This is a genomic window from Ideonella sp. FW305-24 (genome assembly GCF_058788035.1).
On the sequence record NZ_JBYTAI010000006.1, the window covers coordinates 260,801 to 276,667 of the forward strand.

Annotated in this window: 15 protein-coding genes; 11 read left to right on the forward strand and 4 right to left on the reverse strand. The window is 67.9% G+C overall.

From position 1 onward, the window contains the following. The first annotated feature begins 121 nt into the window (after positions 1-121). The 10 genes from AC3WR5_RS18375 (at position 122) to AC3WR5_RS18420 (ending at position 10,807) form a co-directional block, all read left to right on the forward strand. A complete protein-coding gene (locus AC3WR5_RS18375) occupies positions 122-1,333 on the forward strand; it encodes an efflux RND transporter periplasmic adaptor subunit (protein ID WP_492486134.1) in 1,212 nt (403 codons plus the stop codon). Between the two features lie 2 nt (positions 1,334-1,335). After that, a complete protein-coding gene (locus AC3WR5_RS18380) occupies positions 1,336-4,416 on the forward strand; it encodes an efflux RND transporter permease subunit (protein WP_492486136.1) in 3,081 nt (1,026 codons plus the stop codon). 113 nt (positions 4,417-4,529) lie between these two features. Next, positions 4,530-5,033, forward strand: a complete 504-nt coding sequence (locus AC3WR5_RS18385) for a DinB family protein (RefSeq protein WP_492486138.1) — start codon at positions 4,530-4,532, stop codon at positions 5,031-5,033. Between the two features lie 188 nt (positions 5,034-5,221). Then, positions 5,222-5,737 carry a hypothetical protein gene (locus tag AC3WR5_RS18390; RefSeq protein ID WP_231010542.1) on the forward strand — a complete coding sequence of 172 codons (516 nt, stop codon included), beginning with the start codon at positions 5,222-5,224 and terminating at the stop codon, positions 5,735-5,737. Between the two features lie 13 nt (positions 5,738-5,750). Further along, positions 5,751-6,254 (forward strand): cupin domain-containing protein, encoded by a 504-nt coding sequence (locus AC3WR5_RS18395; RefSeq protein ID WP_141285257.1) that lies wholly within the window; start codon positions 5,751-5,753, stop codon positions 6,252-6,254. Next, positions 6,251-6,427 carry a hypothetical protein gene (locus AC3WR5_RS18400; protein WP_492486140.1) on the forward strand — a complete coding sequence of 59 codons (177 nt, stop codon included), beginning with the start codon at positions 6,251-6,253 and terminating at the stop codon, positions 6,425-6,427. The genes AC3WR5_RS18395 and AC3WR5_RS18400 overlap by 4 nt, the downstream gene beginning before the upstream one ends. 35 nt (positions 6,428-6,462) lie before the next feature. Beyond that, positions 6,463-6,888 (forward strand): VOC family protein, encoded by a 426-nt coding sequence (locus AC3WR5_RS18405; protein WP_492486142.1) that lies wholly within the window; start codon positions 6,463-6,465, stop codon positions 6,886-6,888. A 41-nt stretch (positions 6,889-6,929) separates the two neighbouring features. Continuing rightward, positions 6,930-7,319 (forward strand): nuclear transport factor 2 family protein, encoded by a 390-nt coding sequence (locus AC3WR5_RS18410; protein WP_492486143.1) that lies wholly within the window; start codon positions 6,930-6,932, stop codon positions 7,317-7,319. A gap of 42 nt (positions 7,320-7,361) precedes the next feature. Then, positions 7,362-8,654, forward strand: coding sequence for a class I SAM-dependent methyltransferase (locus tag AC3WR5_RS18415; RefSeq protein WP_492486144.1), 1,293 nt, complete (start codon positions 7,362-7,364; stop codon positions 8,652-8,654). 86 nt (positions 8,655-8,740) lie between these two features. Continuing rightward, positions 8,741-10,807, forward strand: coding sequence for a M13 family metallopeptidase (locus tag AC3WR5_RS18420; protein WP_492486145.1), 2,067 nt, complete (start codon positions 8,741-8,743; stop codon positions 10,805-10,807). A 30-nt stretch (positions 10,808-10,837) separates the two neighbouring features. Here AC3WR5_RS18420 and AC3WR5_RS18425 read toward each other — a convergent pair whose 3' ends face one another. Both AC3WR5_RS18425 and AC3WR5_RS18430 read right to left on the reverse strand, forming a co-directional pair. Next, a complete protein-coding gene (locus tag AC3WR5_RS18425) occupies positions 10,838-11,902 on the reverse strand; it encodes a cache domain-containing protein (protein ID WP_492486146.1) in 1,065 nt (354 codons plus the stop codon). Next, positions 11,899-12,399, reverse strand: a complete 501-nt coding sequence (locus tag AC3WR5_RS18430; RefSeq protein ID WP_492486147.1) for a MaoC family dehydratase — start codon at positions 12,397-12,399, stop codon at positions 11,899-11,901. The genes AC3WR5_RS18425 and AC3WR5_RS18430 overlap by 4 nt, the downstream gene beginning before the upstream one ends. A 401-nt stretch (positions 12,400-12,800) precedes the next feature. On the opposite strand from AC3WR5_RS18430, the gene AC3WR5_RS18435 reads away from it, so the two are divergent. Next, entirely contained in the window at positions 12,801-14,099 is a 1,299-nt protein-coding gene (locus AC3WR5_RS18435; protein WP_492486149.1) for a DUF4397 domain-containing protein, read from the forward strand. A gap of 83 nt (positions 14,100-14,182) precedes the next feature. Here the strand turns inward: AC3WR5_RS18435 and AC3WR5_RS18440 are convergent, their stop codons facing one another. Both AC3WR5_RS18440 and AC3WR5_RS18445 read right to left on the reverse strand, forming a co-directional pair. Next, positions 14,183-15,076, reverse strand: coding sequence for a pirin family protein (locus tag AC3WR5_RS18440; protein ID WP_492486150.1), 894 nt, complete (start codon positions 15,074-15,076; stop codon positions 14,183-14,185). A gap of 41 nt (positions 15,077-15,117) precedes the next feature. Then, complete coding sequence (locus AC3WR5_RS18445; RefSeq protein WP_492486152.1) at positions 15,118-15,750, reverse strand: FMN-dependent NADH-azoreductase; 633 nt, start codon at positions 15,748-15,750, stop codon at positions 15,118-15,120. Between the last annotated feature and the right edge of the window lie 117 nt (positions 15,751-15,867).

A 15,867-nucleotide genomic window follows, 5' to 3' on the forward strand; every position in this document is an offset into this window, starting at 1 on the left:
GCGGCAGTGGCGCGGAACTGGCGGGCCGGTTTTGGCTCCTTCCCTGGGTTTTGAAGCAGTTCTCGATCAAGGCCGGCTCCTCACAAGGAGGCCGGCCTGATGTGTTTTTGAAGCAGGCAGCATGAAAAAAGCAAGCGTGGTCTGGTGGCTGGTGGCCGTGGCGGTGGGAGCCGGCGGTTTTTTCTGGTGGCGGTCCCATTCGGCGGCCGCTGCCAAGGCCGCGGAAGCGCAGGCCAGCCGCGGCCCGGCGCCTCAGGCGGTCACGGTGTTCACCGCGCAGCAGCGCGACATGCCTGTCACGCTCGATGCTTCGGGCACCGTGGTGCCGCTGACCACGGTGGAAGTCCGGCCGCAGCTCTCGAGCACGGTCAGCCGCGTGGCGATCAAGGAAGGCCAGTTCGTCAAGCAGGGCGACCTGCTGTTCACCTTCGACGACCGCAGCGACCAGGCCAATGTCGACAAGGCCCAGGCCACCGTGCTGCACGACCGGGCGACGCTGGCCGACCTGGCACGGCAGCTCAAGCGCAACCAGGAACTGAAGGCGCAGAACTTCATCTCGCAAGGCGCGCTGGATACGCTGCAGTCCCAGTACGACGCGCAGAAGGCGCTGCTGGCGTCCGACGAAGCCGCCGTGCGCGGCGCCCAGGTCAGCGCCGGCTACGGCAGCCTGCGCGCGCCGATGGCCGGCCGCACCGGCGCGATTGCGGTGCACCCGGGCAGCCTGGTGTCGCCGACCGGCGATGCACTGGTCACCATCAGCCAGCTGGACCCGATTGGCGTGAGCTTCACGGTGCCCGAGGCCCAGTTGCCGGCGCTGCTGGCCGAAGGCAGTGCCGGCGTGATTGGCGCCTCGCTGAAGGTGGCCCGGCCGGCAACCGTGACCGCGCAGCGCGAGCTGATCGACGGCAAGGTGGCCTTCATCGACAACACGGTGGACCCGACCAGCGGCACGATCAAGCTGAAGGCCGAGGTGGCGAACGCCAGGCAGCTGCTCTGGCCCGGCCAGTATGTGTCGGTGCAGCTGACGCTGGCCACGCTGAAGGGCGTGACGGTGGTGCCGCAGTCTGCGCTGATCCTCAGTGGCGCGGACCGCAGGGCCTATGTGGTCGATCCCGAAGGCAAGGCCCAGCTGCGCGACCTGAAGCTGCGCTACGCCAGCGGCGAGTTCGCGGTGGTCGAAGGCATCAAGCCCGGCGAGAAGGTGGTGATGGAAGGCAAGCAGAACCTGCGGCCTGGCACGCCGGTGAAGGTGTCTGCGCCGGCCAAGGCGGGGGCTGCGTCTGACGCGGCTTCCGGTGCTGCTCCCTTGTCAGCCCCCGCTTCCGGCGCCTGAACATGACCTTCGCCGAGACTTTCATCCGCCGCCCGGTGATGGCGGTGCTGCTGAACCTGGCCGTGGTGCTGGGCGGTGTGATCGCGCTGAACAAGATCCCTGTCGCGGCGCTGCCCAGCTACGACACGCCGGTGATCAATGTCAGTGCTTCGCTGCCGGGCGCTGCGCCCGAGACCATGGCCAGCTCGGTCGCGCTGCCGCTGGAAAAGCAGTTTTCGACGATTGCCGGCCTGTCGGTGATCAGTTCGTCCAGTTCGCTGGGCAGCACCTCGCTGACACTGGAATTCGACGCCTCGCGGCCGATCGATGCGGCCGCGCTGGACGTGCAGGCCGCGCTGTTCCGTGCGCAGCGCAGCCTGCCGACCGAGATGACCACGCCGCCCAGCTACCGCAAGGTGAACCCGGCGGATGCGCCGGTGCTGCTGGTGGCGCTGACCTCGCCGTCGATCTCACTGAGCGACCTGAACGACTACGCCGAGAACCTGATCTCGCCCAGCCTGTCGACCATCGAAGGCGTGGCCCAGGTCTCGATCTTCGGCCAGCGGCGCTACGCCGTGCGCCTGGAGGTGGACCTGGACAAGCTGGCCGAGCGTGACCTGACGCTGGAAGAGTTGCGCACCGCGCTGGCTTCAGCCAACGCCAACACGCCGGTCGGCACGCTGGAAGGCCCGCGCCAGACGCTGACGGTGCAGGCCAACAAGCAGCTGATGAACGCCGCGGCCTGGCGCAACGTGATCGTCGCGACCAAGTCCAGCCTGCCGGTGCGGCTGAGCGACGTGGCGCGGGTCGAGGACAGTTTCGAAACGGTGAAGACCTATGCCGAGCTGAATGGCGAGCCGTCCATCACGCTGGCCGTGCAACGCCAGCCGGATGCCAATACCGTGGAGGTGGTGGACCGTGTGCGGGCGATGCTGCCGCGCTTCGAGCAGCAGCTGCCGGCCTCGGTGAAGATGACGCCGGTCAACGACCGCTCCCGCTCGGTGCGCGAGGCCCTGCACGACGTGTTCCTGACGCTGGCGCTCACCGTGGTGCTGGTGGTGCTGGTGATCTTCCTGTTCCTGCGCCGGCTCTCAGCCACCGTCATTCCGGCCCTGTCGCTGCCGGTCTCGCTGGTGGGCGCGGTGGGCCTGCTGCAGGCGCTGGGCTACAGCCTGGACAACATCTCGCTGCTGGGCATCACGCTGGCCGTGGGCCTGGTGGTGGACGATGCGATCGTGATGCTGGAGAACATCGTGCGCCACGTCGAAGACGGCATGGCGCCGTTTGACGCGGCGATTCGCGGTGCGCGCGAGATGAGCTTCACCATCCTGTCGATCTCGGTGTCGCTGGTCGCGGTGCTGATCCCCATCTTCTTCATGCCGGGCGTGATCGGCCTGTTGTTCCACGAATTCGCGGTCGTGGTCGGGCTGTCCATCCTGGTCTCGGCGGGTGTCTCGCTGACGCTGGTGCCGATGCTGTGCAGCCGTTACCTGAAGCACGAGGAGCATCACGAGGAAGGCGCGCTGGGCCGCACCTTCGAGCGCGGCTTCACCGCGCTGCAGAACTTCTACGCCCGTACGCTGGACTGGGCACTGGGCCACAGCTGGCTGATGGGCGGCGTGGCGCTCGGTTCGCTGCTGCTGACGCTGTACATGTTCGCGGTCATGCCCAAAGGCTTTTTCCCCGAGGAAGACATTGGCCAGATGCAGGTCAGCACCGAAGCTTCGGAAGACATTTCCTTCGAGGCGATGAAGGCCTTGCAGCTGCAGGCGGTGGCGATCTTCCGGGCCGACCCTTCCGTCGCCACCGTCTCGTCCTTCCTCAGCGGCGGCAACTCGGGCCGCATGTTCATCAACCTGAAGCCGCGCAACGAGCGCCCTGCGATGGGCCAGGTGGTCGAAGGCCTGCGCAAGAAGCTGCGCGGCGTGGCCGGCATCCAGGTCTTCATGCGGCCGGTGCAGAACCTGCAGCTGGGTGGCAGGCAGAGCAAGGCGCGTTACCAGTACACGCTGCAAAGCGTCAGTGCCGACGCGTTGACCGAATGGGCCGGCAAGCTGGAGGCCAGCCTGCGCAACGAGGAAGGCTTCCGTGACGTGACCTCCGATGCGCAGAACCGCGGCCTGCAGGCTTCGCTGGACATCGACCGCGACAAGGCCAACCTGCTGGGCGTGCAGATCGCCGATGTGCGCAGCGCGCTCTACAGCGCTTTTGGCGAGCGCCAGGTCTCGACCATGTATGGCCCGTCCAACAGCTTCTACGTGATCATGGAAGCCGAGGAACACGACCGGCGTTTCGAGGATGCGTTCGACAAGATCCGGCTGCGCAGCAAGGCCGGTGGCTTGGTGCCGCTGTCGGCCGTGGCCACCGTCAAGCGAGACCTGGGACCCACGGCCGTGAACCACCAGGGCCAGCTGCAGGCGGTGACGATCTCGTTCAACCTGGCGCCCGGCATGCCGCTGGGGGATGCGACCAAGCGCATCACCCAGGTCACGCAGGAGCTGCACCTGCCGCCGACGCTGATCGGCACCTACGGCGGCGACGCCGCGGTGTTCCAGAGCTCGCAGGGTGGCCAGGCCATCCTGATCATTGCCGCGCTGCTGGTGATCTACGTGCTGCTGGGCGTGCTGTACGAGAGCTACATCCACCCGCTGACCATCCTTGCCGGCCTGCCGTCGGCCGCCATCGGCGCGCTGCTCACGCTGCAGTTCTTCGGCCAGGACCTGACGCTGATCGCCACCATCGGCATCCTGATGCTGATCGGCATCGTCAAGAAGAACGCGATCATGATGATCGACTTCGCGCTCGACGCGCAGCGCCACCAGGGCTTGACGCCGCCCGAGGCCATCCGCCAGGCCGCGCACCTGCGGCTGCGGCCCATCATGATGACCACGCTGGCCGCCATCATGGGCGCGCTGCCCATCGCGCTGGGCTGGGGCGCTGGTGCCGAGCTGCGCCAGCCGCTGGGCCTGGCGGTGGTCGGCGGCCTGATCCTCAGCCAGGCGGTGACGCTCTACATCACACCGGTGATCTACCTGGCGCTGGACCGCTGGGCCGGCAAGGGCCCGATCACGACCGAGGTGAAGGTGGAGAACTCGCTGGTCTGAGCCATGACCTTGCCGGCCTGACCGCCGCTGCATGTTGTCGACGCGCCGTGCGCCCAGGTCGCAGACACGGCATATATGATCGATTTCCCGCCAGCACCGCTTTGCGCCGCACCATGCCCAACGCAGCTCTCCAGTCCCTGTTCGCGCAGAAGTCCTGGGCGAACAACGAGTTGTTCAACCTGCTGTCGACGGTCGACACTGCGCAGCATGCCGAGGCCTTGCACACGGCCACTCGCACGCTGAACCACATCCACGTGGTGGACCAGATCTTCCGCGCCCACCTGCTGGGCGAGTCGCACGGCTTCACGGCGACCAACACCGAAGCCACGCCTGAACTCGGCGAGCTTCAGTTTGCCGTTGCCGAGACGGATGCCTGGTTCGAGCATTACGTGGCTGCCATTTCGGCCGAACCGCTTGCCGAGCGCATCTCGTTCCGGTTCACGGATGGCGACACCGGCACGATGACCCGCGAAGAGATACTGCTGCACGTCATCACGCACGGTTCCTACCACCGCGGCAACGTGGGCCAGGTGCTCAAGTCGATTTCGGTCTCACCGCCGCGGGACCTGCTGACCAAGTTTCTCCACGTCCGCGAGCCGTCCCGCAGGCAGGCATAGGCCAAAGGCGAGCCCGCGATGCGCGTGGCCGTCTGAACGTTGCAATCGGCGTACGAGGCCGGACCACCAGCCCTGGTTTGCACCCAATTGGACGCTGAAACTGCGCTGTCAGAATCCAACCCGAAGTGAAGGCCATGCCAGCAAACCCGCAGGCAGGCACTTTGCTTTCGCCCAGGGAGGGCCAGGACTTGAACCCCCAGAAAACCCGCGCCGCATGCGCCGCACTGATGCTGGCCAACGCGCTGCTGGCCGGCTGCGCCAGCACCGATTCGACGCGCACCACCGACGCGGTGACCGCGCCGCTGAATGACCTGAATCTGGTGCAAGCCGACATCCCGCCCAAGCTGCTGGCGGTTCAGAAGCAGCCCTACCTCGTGCCGCCCGGCCACAGCTGCGGCTCGCTGGCATTCGAGGTGAAGGAACTGGACGATGTGCTGGGCCCGGACCTGGATGCGCCCCCCAGCGTGGCCGACACTGGCCTGGTTGCACGCGGCACCGACGAGGTCAAGGGCGCCGCTTTCGGCGCCCTGCGCAGCACCACCGAAGGCCTGGTGCCCTTTCGCGGCTGGGTGCGCAAGCTCTCGGGCGCCGAGCGCTACTCGAAACAGGTCGAGGCGGCGATTGCCGCCGGCACCGTGCGCCGGGCTTTCCTGAAAGGCTTGATGGCGGCCAGGGCCTGCGCACCGGCAATCGTCGCCGGCTGAACGGAGATGCTGCATGGAACGACCCGCCTTCATCGTCTCAGCTGCCGACATTGCTGAGTACACCCACGTCTACCCGCAGAGCACCGAGGCCCTGGGCCCCGTGCGCAGCCTGGGCAAAGCCGCCGGGCTGCAGCGCGTTGGCGTGAACCTGCAGCGTTTGCCGCCGGGCACGCGCTCTTCGTGGCCGCACGCGGAAGAAAACGAGGAGGAGTTCGTCTATGTGATCTCGGGCGAGGTGGACGCCTGGATCGACGGGCACCTGCACCGCATGGTGGCCGGCGACCTGGCGGCGTTTCCCGTCGGCACCGGCATCAGCCACTGCTTCCTCAACAACGGTGACAAGGAAGCGCTGCTGCTGGTGGGCGGCGAGACGCAGCGGCCGGGCAGCCGCATCCACTATCCGCTCAACCCCACCCGCAAGGTGGACCTGAAGCCCGAGGCCTGGTGGAGCGACGTGCCGCAGCGCGAACTGGGCCCGCACGACGGTCTGCCGGACCGGCCGGCCACGCAGGAATGAGCGGCCTGCCGCTGTTTTTCATGTCGCCGGCCTACCCAGGTGAGCTGCACATTGCCCGTGCGCTGTTCACCACGCCGGTGGACCGCGAGCCCGAGTCGAATGCGTTTTTCAGCCATCGGGTGAGTTGGGGCCAGGGCCTTGAGGAACTGCCGGCCGATCCAGGGTCAAACTGAACTTTCAGCCCTGCATGCCAGCCAAGGAGACCGCCATGCCGCAGCAATTCCACGTGGGCCGATTGATTGACCATCTGCACCTGCGCGTGGCCGACCTGGACGCCAGCAAGCGCTTCTACCGCGCGGTGTTCACGGCGCTGGGCCGGGCCGAGGCGATGCGGGAAGACCCCACGCACTTTGCGTTGGACGAGCTGTGGGTGGACCAGCGCGACCCCGGCGGCCCTGTCTCGCACGTCCACCTGGCCTTCCAGGCCGCGGACCCGGCGATGGTGCAAGCCTTTCACCAGGCGGCGCTGGCCGCTGGCGGCACCGACCACGGCGGCCCGGGCGAGCGCCATTACCACCCGGGCTACTACGCGGCCTTTGTGCTGGACCCGGACGGCAACAACATCGAGGCGGTGTTCCACGGGCCCAATGTGCGTTCGGCGCCTTCCGTGGTGGTTAGCGCAGTGGTGCCCTGAATGTCGCGCTCGCTTCATCCTCACGCTCACAGGAGACCGCATTGACTTCGAGCTGCAAGGCGCTGGTGCTGCGCCACTGGCAAGCTGCCAACGACCGCGACTGGACCGCGTTTGCCGAACTGCTGGCCGACGACCTCGTCTACCAGGTGCCGCAGACGCGCGAGCAGGTGCGCGGCGCGGCTGGCTACCTGGATTTCTTCCGCACCTGGCCGGGCGACTGGCGGGCGGACGTGCAGCAGGTCATTGCCGACGAAGGCCAGGCCGTCACGGTGCTGAACTTCCTCACCGAGCGCGACAACCCGCAGGCTGCGCAGATGACCGGCATCACCTTTTTCGAGGTGCAGGACGGCAGGATCACCCGCGTGACCGACCACTGGCCGGAGCCCTACGAGCCGCCGCCGCGCGCATCGGTGCACGTGACACGGTATTGACCCCGCCCGCCCGGATTTCGGCAGCCGGCGGACAATCCAGGGATGAATCCGATTCCCGAAGCCGCTGAAACCGCCGCCGAGACATTGCGCGACGAACCTGCGGCGCTGGCCGACCTCGCCCGGCGCGAGCGCTTCCTGCAACTGCTGGCCGACAGCCTGTCGCAGCAGACACTGACCAAGCTGGTGCTGAGCAAGCCACGCAACGCGGGCGACCTGCAGCGCGTCACCGCCCGCCCGCTGGCGCTGCGCGGCGAGGCCTGCCTGAGCCTGCTGTGGCACCACCAGACCAAGGACATCACCAAGAACCCGACCGTCGCCGAAGGCCTGAAGCAGGTCGACGAACTGCTGGGCAACCGCTTCTTCCACGCGCTGCTGTTCACGACCACCGATGAGTGGCAGCTGATGGTCAGCAAGCGCGGCAAGATGGGCTTGACGCGCCGAGCCTCGGCCGCGCCCACCGAAGCCGCCGAGGCGACCGGCCATGCGCGCGAGAAGCAGCGCTACCTGGCGCTGGACCTGCCCTTTCTGCAGGACCTGGGCGTGACCGATGCGCAGGCCCGGCTGGTGCCGGCAATGGCGCGCAAGTGGAAACAGATCAACAAGTTCGTCGAGGTGCTGGACCATGCGCTGGACGGCGTGGCGCTGCACCAGCCGGGCCGCATCCGTGTGGTGGACTTCGGTGCCGGCAAGGGCTACCTGACCTTCGCGACGCACCAGCACCTGGCCCATGGCCGCGGGCTGCAGGCCGAGGTGACTGGCGTGGAGTTGCGGCCGGACATGGTGGACCTGTGCAACGCCGCGGCATGGCGCCGCGAGATGCACGGCCTGCAGTTTCTCTGCGGCGACGTGCGCAGCCACGTGCCCGAGCAACTGGACGTGATGATCGCGCTGCATGCCTGCGACACCGCGACCGACTTCGCGCTGCACACCGGCATCCGCGCCGGCGCCGCGCTGATCCTCAGCTCGCCCTGCTGCCACAAGCAGATCCGTCCGCAGATGACGCTGCCGCCGTTGCTCAGGCCCATGCTGCAGCACGGCATCCACCTGGGCCAGCAGGCCGAGATGGTGACCGACAGCCTGCGCGCACTGCTGTTGGAAGCCGAAGGCTATGACGCGCAGGTGTTCGAGTTCGTGGCGCTGGAGCACACCAGCAAGAACAAGATGATCCTGGCCGCACGGCGCCAGGACAGCGGCCCGGCCGAAGACGCACGGCGCGCTGCCGCGCGCCAGCAGGTGGCCGAGCTGAAGGCCTTTTATGGCGTGCGCGAGCATTGCCTGGAGACCATGCTGGCGACAACGGCAGAGGCACCGCCGGAGCCGTTTACAGCGGGCTGACCCGCGCGTGATAGCCTGCGGCCCGGCGCCGGGATACCCCGCCCGGGGGCCGTCCGACGAACCCATCCCGTTCAGGAATCACGATCTTGCTGAAGTACTCCGCACTTGCGCTGGCCGCCGCGGCCACGCTGTCTTTCTCGGGCCTGACGGCCATCGCCCAGACCGCTGCTCAGACTGCCGCGCCGCCCGCGGTTTCGGCTTCTGCACCGGGCTTCGACCGCAGTGGCGAAGACCTGTCGGTGCGCGTGCAGGACGACCTGTTCCGCGCCGCCAACGGCGAATGGCTGAAGACCACGCAGATCCCCGCCGACAAGTCCACCTACGGCAACTTCGACATCGTGGGTGACCGGGCCGATGCGCGGGTGCGCGAGGTGGTGGAGGAACTGGCCAAGGGCAGTCACCCGGCCGGCAGCGTCGAGCAGAAGATCGGCGACTACTACCGCGGCTTCCTCGACACTGCGGCGATGGACAAGGCCGGCCTCGCGCCGCTGCAGCCCTGGCTGGACAAGATTGCCGCGGCGCGCAGCGGCGGCGATGTGGCGGTGTTGATGGGCAGCCTGCACGGCCTGACCACGCTGCCGCTGGCGCTGGACGTGCAGCCGGACCAGCAGGCGCCCGACGTGAACCTGGCGCTGGCCTGGCAGTCCGGCCTGGGCTTGCCCAACCGCGAGTACTACATCGCCAGCGACCCGCGCATGCTGAAGGCGCGCGGTGCCTACATGGCCTACCTGGTCAAGCTGTTCACGCTGGCTGGCACGAATGAAACCCAGGCCTCGCGCAATGCGGCGCTGGTGATGGGCCTGGAAACCCGGCTGGCCAAGGCGCAATGGACCGAGGTGGCCAACCGCGACCCGCAAAAGACCTGGAACCCGATGACGCTGGCCGCGCTGGCCAAGAGCGCGCCGGGGCTGGACTGGGCTGGCTACTTCAAGGCCGCAGCGATGCCTGGCCTGATGCGGCTGAACGTGTCGCAGCCCAGCTATGCGCGCGACTTGGCCAAGGCGGTGCACGACGTGCCGGTGGCGACCTGGAAGCTTTACCTGCAGGCCAGGCTGATGGACAGCCAGGGCAACCTGCTGAGCCAGCCCTGGCGCGAGGCGCGTTTCGACTTCCGCTACAAGGCGCTGCAGGGCCGCCAGAGCGAGCCGCCGCGCTGGCAGCAGGCGACCGACGCGCTGGACGGCGCGCTCGGCGAAGCCGTGGGCCAGGTCTACGTGGCGCACTTTTTCCCGGCCGATCACAAGGCCCGCATGCAGCAACTGGTCAACAACCTGCTGGCGGAGTTCGGCCGTTCCATCGACGGGCTGCAGTGGATGAGCCCGACCACGCGCCAGAAGGCGCGCGAGAAACTCAGCAAGTACACGACCAAGATCGGCTACCCGGACCGCTGGCGCGACTACGCCAAGCTCGAAGTGAAGGATGGCGACGCACTGGGCAATTCGCTGCGCGCGGGCCGCTTCGAGCATGAGCGCGTGGCTGCCAAGCTGGGCCAGCCGGTGGACCGGGGCGAGTGGGGCCTGACGCCGCAGACCGTCAACGCTTACTACAACCCCAGCCTGAACGAGATCGTCTTCCCAGCTGCGATCCTGGAGCCGCCGTTCTTCGACATGGCCGCCGACGACGCAGCCAACTACGGCGCGATCGGCGCCATCATCGGCCACGAGATCAGCCACGGCTTCGACGACCAGGGCGCGCAGTACGACGGCGACGGCCGGCTGCGCAACTGGTGGACACCGGCAGACAGCAAGGCCTTTGCCGCGCTGGGCGCCAGGCTGGTGGCGCAGTACAGCGGCTACGAGGGCCTGCCGGGCCACAAGGTCAATGGCCAGCTGACGCTGGGCGAGAACATTGCCGACCTCTCGGGCCTGCAGATCGCCTTCAAGGCCTGGAAGACCTCGCTGAACGGCCAGCCGGCACCGGTGATCGCCGGTCTGACCGGCGAGCAGCGCTTCTTTTATGCCTTTGCCCACGCCTGGCGCGCGCAGCGCCGCGAGGAACTGGCGCTGCGCCTCTTGACGGCCGACCCGCACTCGCCGGACGAATTCCGCGCCAACGGCACCGTGGCCAACCACGACGGCTTCCACTCGGCCTTCGGCACCAAGCCGGGCGACAGGATGTTCAAGCCGGTGGACCAGCGCATCCGCATCTGGTGAGATGGCAGGCCGGGGCGCAAGCCCTGGCTTTCAGTCTTTCGCCGAAGGCACTTCGGCGTCGCCCGGCGTCGGCTCGGTGTTGATTTCGGTGGCAACCTCGGTCACCGGGTAGGCCACCCCGGCGTCTTCGTCGTTGACCTGTTCGCGCTCGCGCAGCCGGCGCGTCGTGATGCTGGCGGCGAGCAGCAGCATCAGCGTGCCCAGTGTGCCGCCCAGCAGCAGCAGGTTGCGCAGGCTGTGCCACTCGGCAAAGGCTTCAGTCGAGGCGGTGGAGACGACCACGTGCAGCGGGTAGCTGCCCACCTGCGCGAAGGCGACGATGTGGGCATCCGTTGCGTCGTCCGCACCTTCGTGGGCTTCCACGCCGCTGCCGCTGGGCGGCCAGCCTGCGGTGACCAGCGGGTGGTTGGCCGGCAGGTCACTGCCCATGCCCTGGCTGACACCGCCGAGCACGCGGGCCCGGACGCGCAAGTCCGGCCCGACCAGCGCCACGCTGCCAAGCTGACCCAGCGGCACCGTGCGATAAAGCGACTCGAAGTGGGTCGGGTCCAGCGAGGCCACGCCCACGCCCAGCGCGCGGCCGTCTTCTGCGACCAGGCGGCGCGAGAGCTGGATGGTCCAGCGCTGCGAGACCTTGCCCAGCACCGGCTTGCCGATGAAGATCGCATCGGCATTGCCGCCTGCGGGTGGATGCAGCACAGCCTGGATGTGCTCGCGTTCGTTGAGGTCGATCGGGCCGGTCTGCTGGCCGCCCGGATCCAGGCTGCTGCCGACGAAGTGGCCGTCCGGCCCGACCAGCGAAAGCTGCACCAGTGCCTTGCCCAGGCCGCTGGCGGCGGCGAGCCGCACCAGGTCCGGCGGCGTGCCGGCTCTCAGCGCGTCACGGATCTGTCGCAGCGCCTGGTCCGCGCCGGCGATGACCTGGCCGGTACGGGCCTGCAGCTGTGCGGCCAGTTGGGCGTTGTGCTGCTGTTCGGCCTGCAGGGCCTGGTCGCGCTGGTGCGCCAGCAGCAGCAGGCCGGCGGCCCAGGCCAGCACGAGCAGCAGGCCAAAGCCCCAGGCGACGGCAGTGCTGGTGCGGGGGCGGCGCGTCATGCGGCGGGCCGGCAGCGGAACATGGCCCAGCTTTCCAGCGTGAGCACCAGCGCCCCGTCCTGCTGCACGGTTTCCCAGCGCGACTTCATCAAACCCACACCGGGCCGGCTGGCGCTGCGCCGGCGGTCCAGCACCACGAAGTGGCCGCGCAACACATCGCCCACGTAGACCGGCTGGTGCCAGCGCAGCTGTTCCACGCCGGGGCTGCCCAGGCTGGTGGCGCGCAGCAGCAGCGTGTCGCACACCATGCGCATCGACATCGCCGCGGTGTGCCAGCCGCTGGCGGCCAGACGGCCGAACAGCGAGGCTTCGGCGGCAGCGTCGTCCAGGTGGAAGGGCTGTGGGTCCCACTGGCTGGCGAAATCGATGATGGCCTCGCGGGTGACCGTCATCGGGCCGTAGGCGTGGCGGTCACCGGGGTGGAAGTCGTCCCAGTACAGCGTCGAGGCGTCGGCGCTGGGGGTTTCGGAAGGCGGCGGAGCAGCGGGTGGGAACATCGGTCGCTGGGGGCGGGCAGGCAGCCTGGCCAACAGCCAGGCGCGAGACGTGAGACGAAAGGCGCAGCATAGCCAGAAATGCAAGGCGATTGCAGCCTTGGCGGGCTGCCAGCCTGTCGTGCATCCCAGCGCGGTGCAGGGCTGCCGCCGGGCAAGCGTCGAACTTGCGACTATGATCCGCGTCCTGGGCTCGTGTGCCGGGCCGCGGCGTGGGGGTGATGTGCCTTGGGTGCAGGCCAACCGCGCGGTGGCCAGGCTGGGGGTTGCGGCGGCTTGCTGCCGTGGCCTGACGCAGGTTGGACGAAAGTGTTCGGTGCCTGGCAACAGGCCAGCAACGAAGCCCGCTTCACAATTCCTTTCACGTCCCCCAATTTTTGTCTGCAAGAGACTGGACCGTTCGCATGAAGAAGAGAACCCTGCTTGGCCTGCTGGCCGTGCTGCCGTTGAGCCTGCTGACCGCTTGCGGAAGCAGCGACAGCGGCGGCAGTACCTCCGCACGCCTGATCAATGCCAGCCCGGGCTACAGCTCGCTGGACCTGTATGTCGAGGACTCGTTGAAGGTGTCTGGCGTGGGCTTCGGCACCGCCAGCAGCTTCCATGATGTGGACAGCGGCGATGTCACGACGGCCCTGACCGTCTCCGGCTCGGCCACCGAACTGTTGACCCAGACCCGCACTTTCTCGGGTTCAGACAAGTACTCCATCGTGGCCTACGGCTGGGACGGTGCGTTGAAGTCGGCGGCCATCACCGAAGACGAAGACGAGGCCGACAGCGGCAAGACCAAGTACAGCGTGCTGAACACGTCGAGCGACGCGGGCAGCTTGGACGTCTACCTGACGGCCGAGGACGATGAACTGGCCTCGTCGACCGCAGTCCGTGCGGCGGTGGATGGGGGCACCCGCTCTTCGTTCAGCACCGTCACCTCGGGCACCTACCGCCTGCGCGTGACCGCAGCTGGCGACACCGACGACGTGCGCCTGGATGTCTCGAATGTCGTGCTGCCCAGCAAAGGTGTGATGACGCTGATCCTGACGCCCACCAGCGGCGGCCTGCTGGTCAACGGCATGACGCTGCAACAAGGCGGCGACGTGACCCAGCAGTTCACGACCAAGGCGCGCATGCGCGTGGTGGCAGCGGTGGCCGGCGGTGCCAAGGTGACAGCCGGCGTGGGTGACACCACGCTGGTTGCAGGACTGCCTTCGCCTGGCATCCAGAACCCGTATGTGCTGGTCGATGCCGGCAGCGTCACGGTCAACGCTTCGGCAGGCAGCACCACGCTGTCGCCACTGACGCTGACGGTGGGTGCGGGCTCCGACACCACGCTGCTGGTGACTGGTGCGAGTGCGGCCGCCGCCACGGTGACGGCGCTGGCTGACGACAACCGCCTGCCGACCACGACGACGAAGTACAAGATCCGCATGGTGCACGTGTCGAACACGCTGGCTGCTGGCAGCCTGAACCTGACGGTCACCCTGTCGCCGGTGGTCAGCAACCTGACGTATGGCACCGGTTCGTCGTACGTGAGTCGCACGTCCAGCACCGCTGCCGACGTGGTCGTCTCGTCCAACTCGGACGGCTCGACCGTCTATGAAAAGTCGGGCAGTGACGCGCTGTCGCTGACGGCCAAGTCGGTCTACACGATGTTCATCCTGGACAAGCTGGACGGCACGCCGCAAGGCCTGTTCCTGCAGGAACGTTGATCGCTAGGGGCAGCAGCCCCTTTTGATCCAGTGACAAGAAGGCCACCCCTGGGTGGCCTTTTGCATTCCAGCGCGAAGGGTGCTTAGCCCAGCCGCCCCGCCCGGAAGTCCTCCACAGCCTGGAACACCTGCTCGTTGGTGTTCATCACGAACGGGCCGTATTGGGCGATGGGCTCGCGCAGCGGGCGGCCGGCGATCAGCAGCAGGCGCAGTTCTTCGCTGCCGGCGTTGCGAACCGCAACGCCGTCGCTGCCCGGGTCCTGCGCCAGGATGGCCATGCGCTGCACCGGCACCGGCTTGTCGCCGATCTGCGCTTCGCCGCGGTACACATAGCTGAAGGCGTGAAATTCCGGCGGCAGGGCCTGCGCGAAGCTGGCGCCCGGGGCGAGGTGGATGTCCAGGTACAGCGGCTCGGTGTGCTGGCGCTGGATGGCACCCTTCACGCCGGCCGCTTCGCCGGCGATCACGCGCACCGTCACGCCTTCGGACTTGAACTCCGGGATCTCGCTGCTCGGGATGTCGCGGTACCAGGCCGGCACCATCTTGTCCTTGGCGGACAGGTTGAGCCACAGCTGGAAGCCTTCCATGCGGCCGGACTCCTGCTCCGGCAGCTCGCTGTGCACCAGGCCGCGGCCGGCGGTCATCCACTGCACGCCGCCGTTCTGCAGCAGGCCTTCATGGCCGACCGAGTCGCGGTGGCGCATGCGGCCGGCAATCATGTAGGTGACGGTTTCGAAGCCGCGGTGCGGGTGGTCCGGAAAACCGGCGATGTAGTCGTCGGCGCTGTCCGAGCCGAAGGCGTCCAGCATCAGGAACGGGTCCAGCCGGTACTGCAGGTCCTGCGTCAGCACCCGCGTCAGCTTGACGCCGGCGCCATCGCTGGTGGCCTGGCCGGCCACCAGCCGTTCGACGCGGCGCGGCAGCTTCAGCGCAGCGCCAGCCGGGGCGGTGGCAGGGGAGAGGACGGGGGTGTTCATGGACAGCTCCTTGAAAGTGATGTGGGACCTGCGGTGGCCGATCAGGCCGTGACGGTCTTGTCCTGGTCGACGTGAGCGGCGATCTCGGCGCGGGCGTTGGCCAGCGCGGCGGCTTCGGCGTCCGGGCCCATGGCCAGGCCTTCGGCGTAGACAAAGCGCACGTCGGTCATGCCCAGGAAGCCCAGCACGGCGCGCAGGTAGGGCACCTGGCTGTCATGCGGCTGGTCGCGGTAGATGCCGCCACGGGTCAGCACGGCATAGACGGTCTTGCCGGTCAGCAGGCCGCGCGGGCCGTTGGCGGTGTATTCGAAGGTGACCTTGGCGCGGGCAATCGCGTCGATCCAGTTCTTCAGCTGGCTGCTGATGCCGAAGTTGTACATCGGCACGCCCAGCACGACGACGTCGGCGGCTTGCAGCTGCGCGATCAGCGCGTCGTCCAGCGCCACGCGGGCGTTCTGCGCTTCGTTGCGGGCCTCGGCTGGCGTGAACAGCGCGCCCAGCGCGGTTTCGTCCAGCACCGGGTGCGGCTCTCGGGCCAGATCGCGCACGACCAGCTTGGCCTGCGGGGCTTGTGTCAGCAGTGCGGCGCTGAGCTCGTTGGCCAGGCGGGTGGAATGCGAGCCGGTGCCGTTTTCGAAGGCACGGGCGCTGGAGTTGATTTGCAGGCTGTTCATGGTGTGGCTCCGGTGAGTGGGGTGGCAGGGCAGGAGAGAGAGTCGATGGGATGAACTGTATTGATCGGCGCTTTGGCGATAAAGCCGGTTTACTGGCTTTCTTTGTTCTGTTGGTGG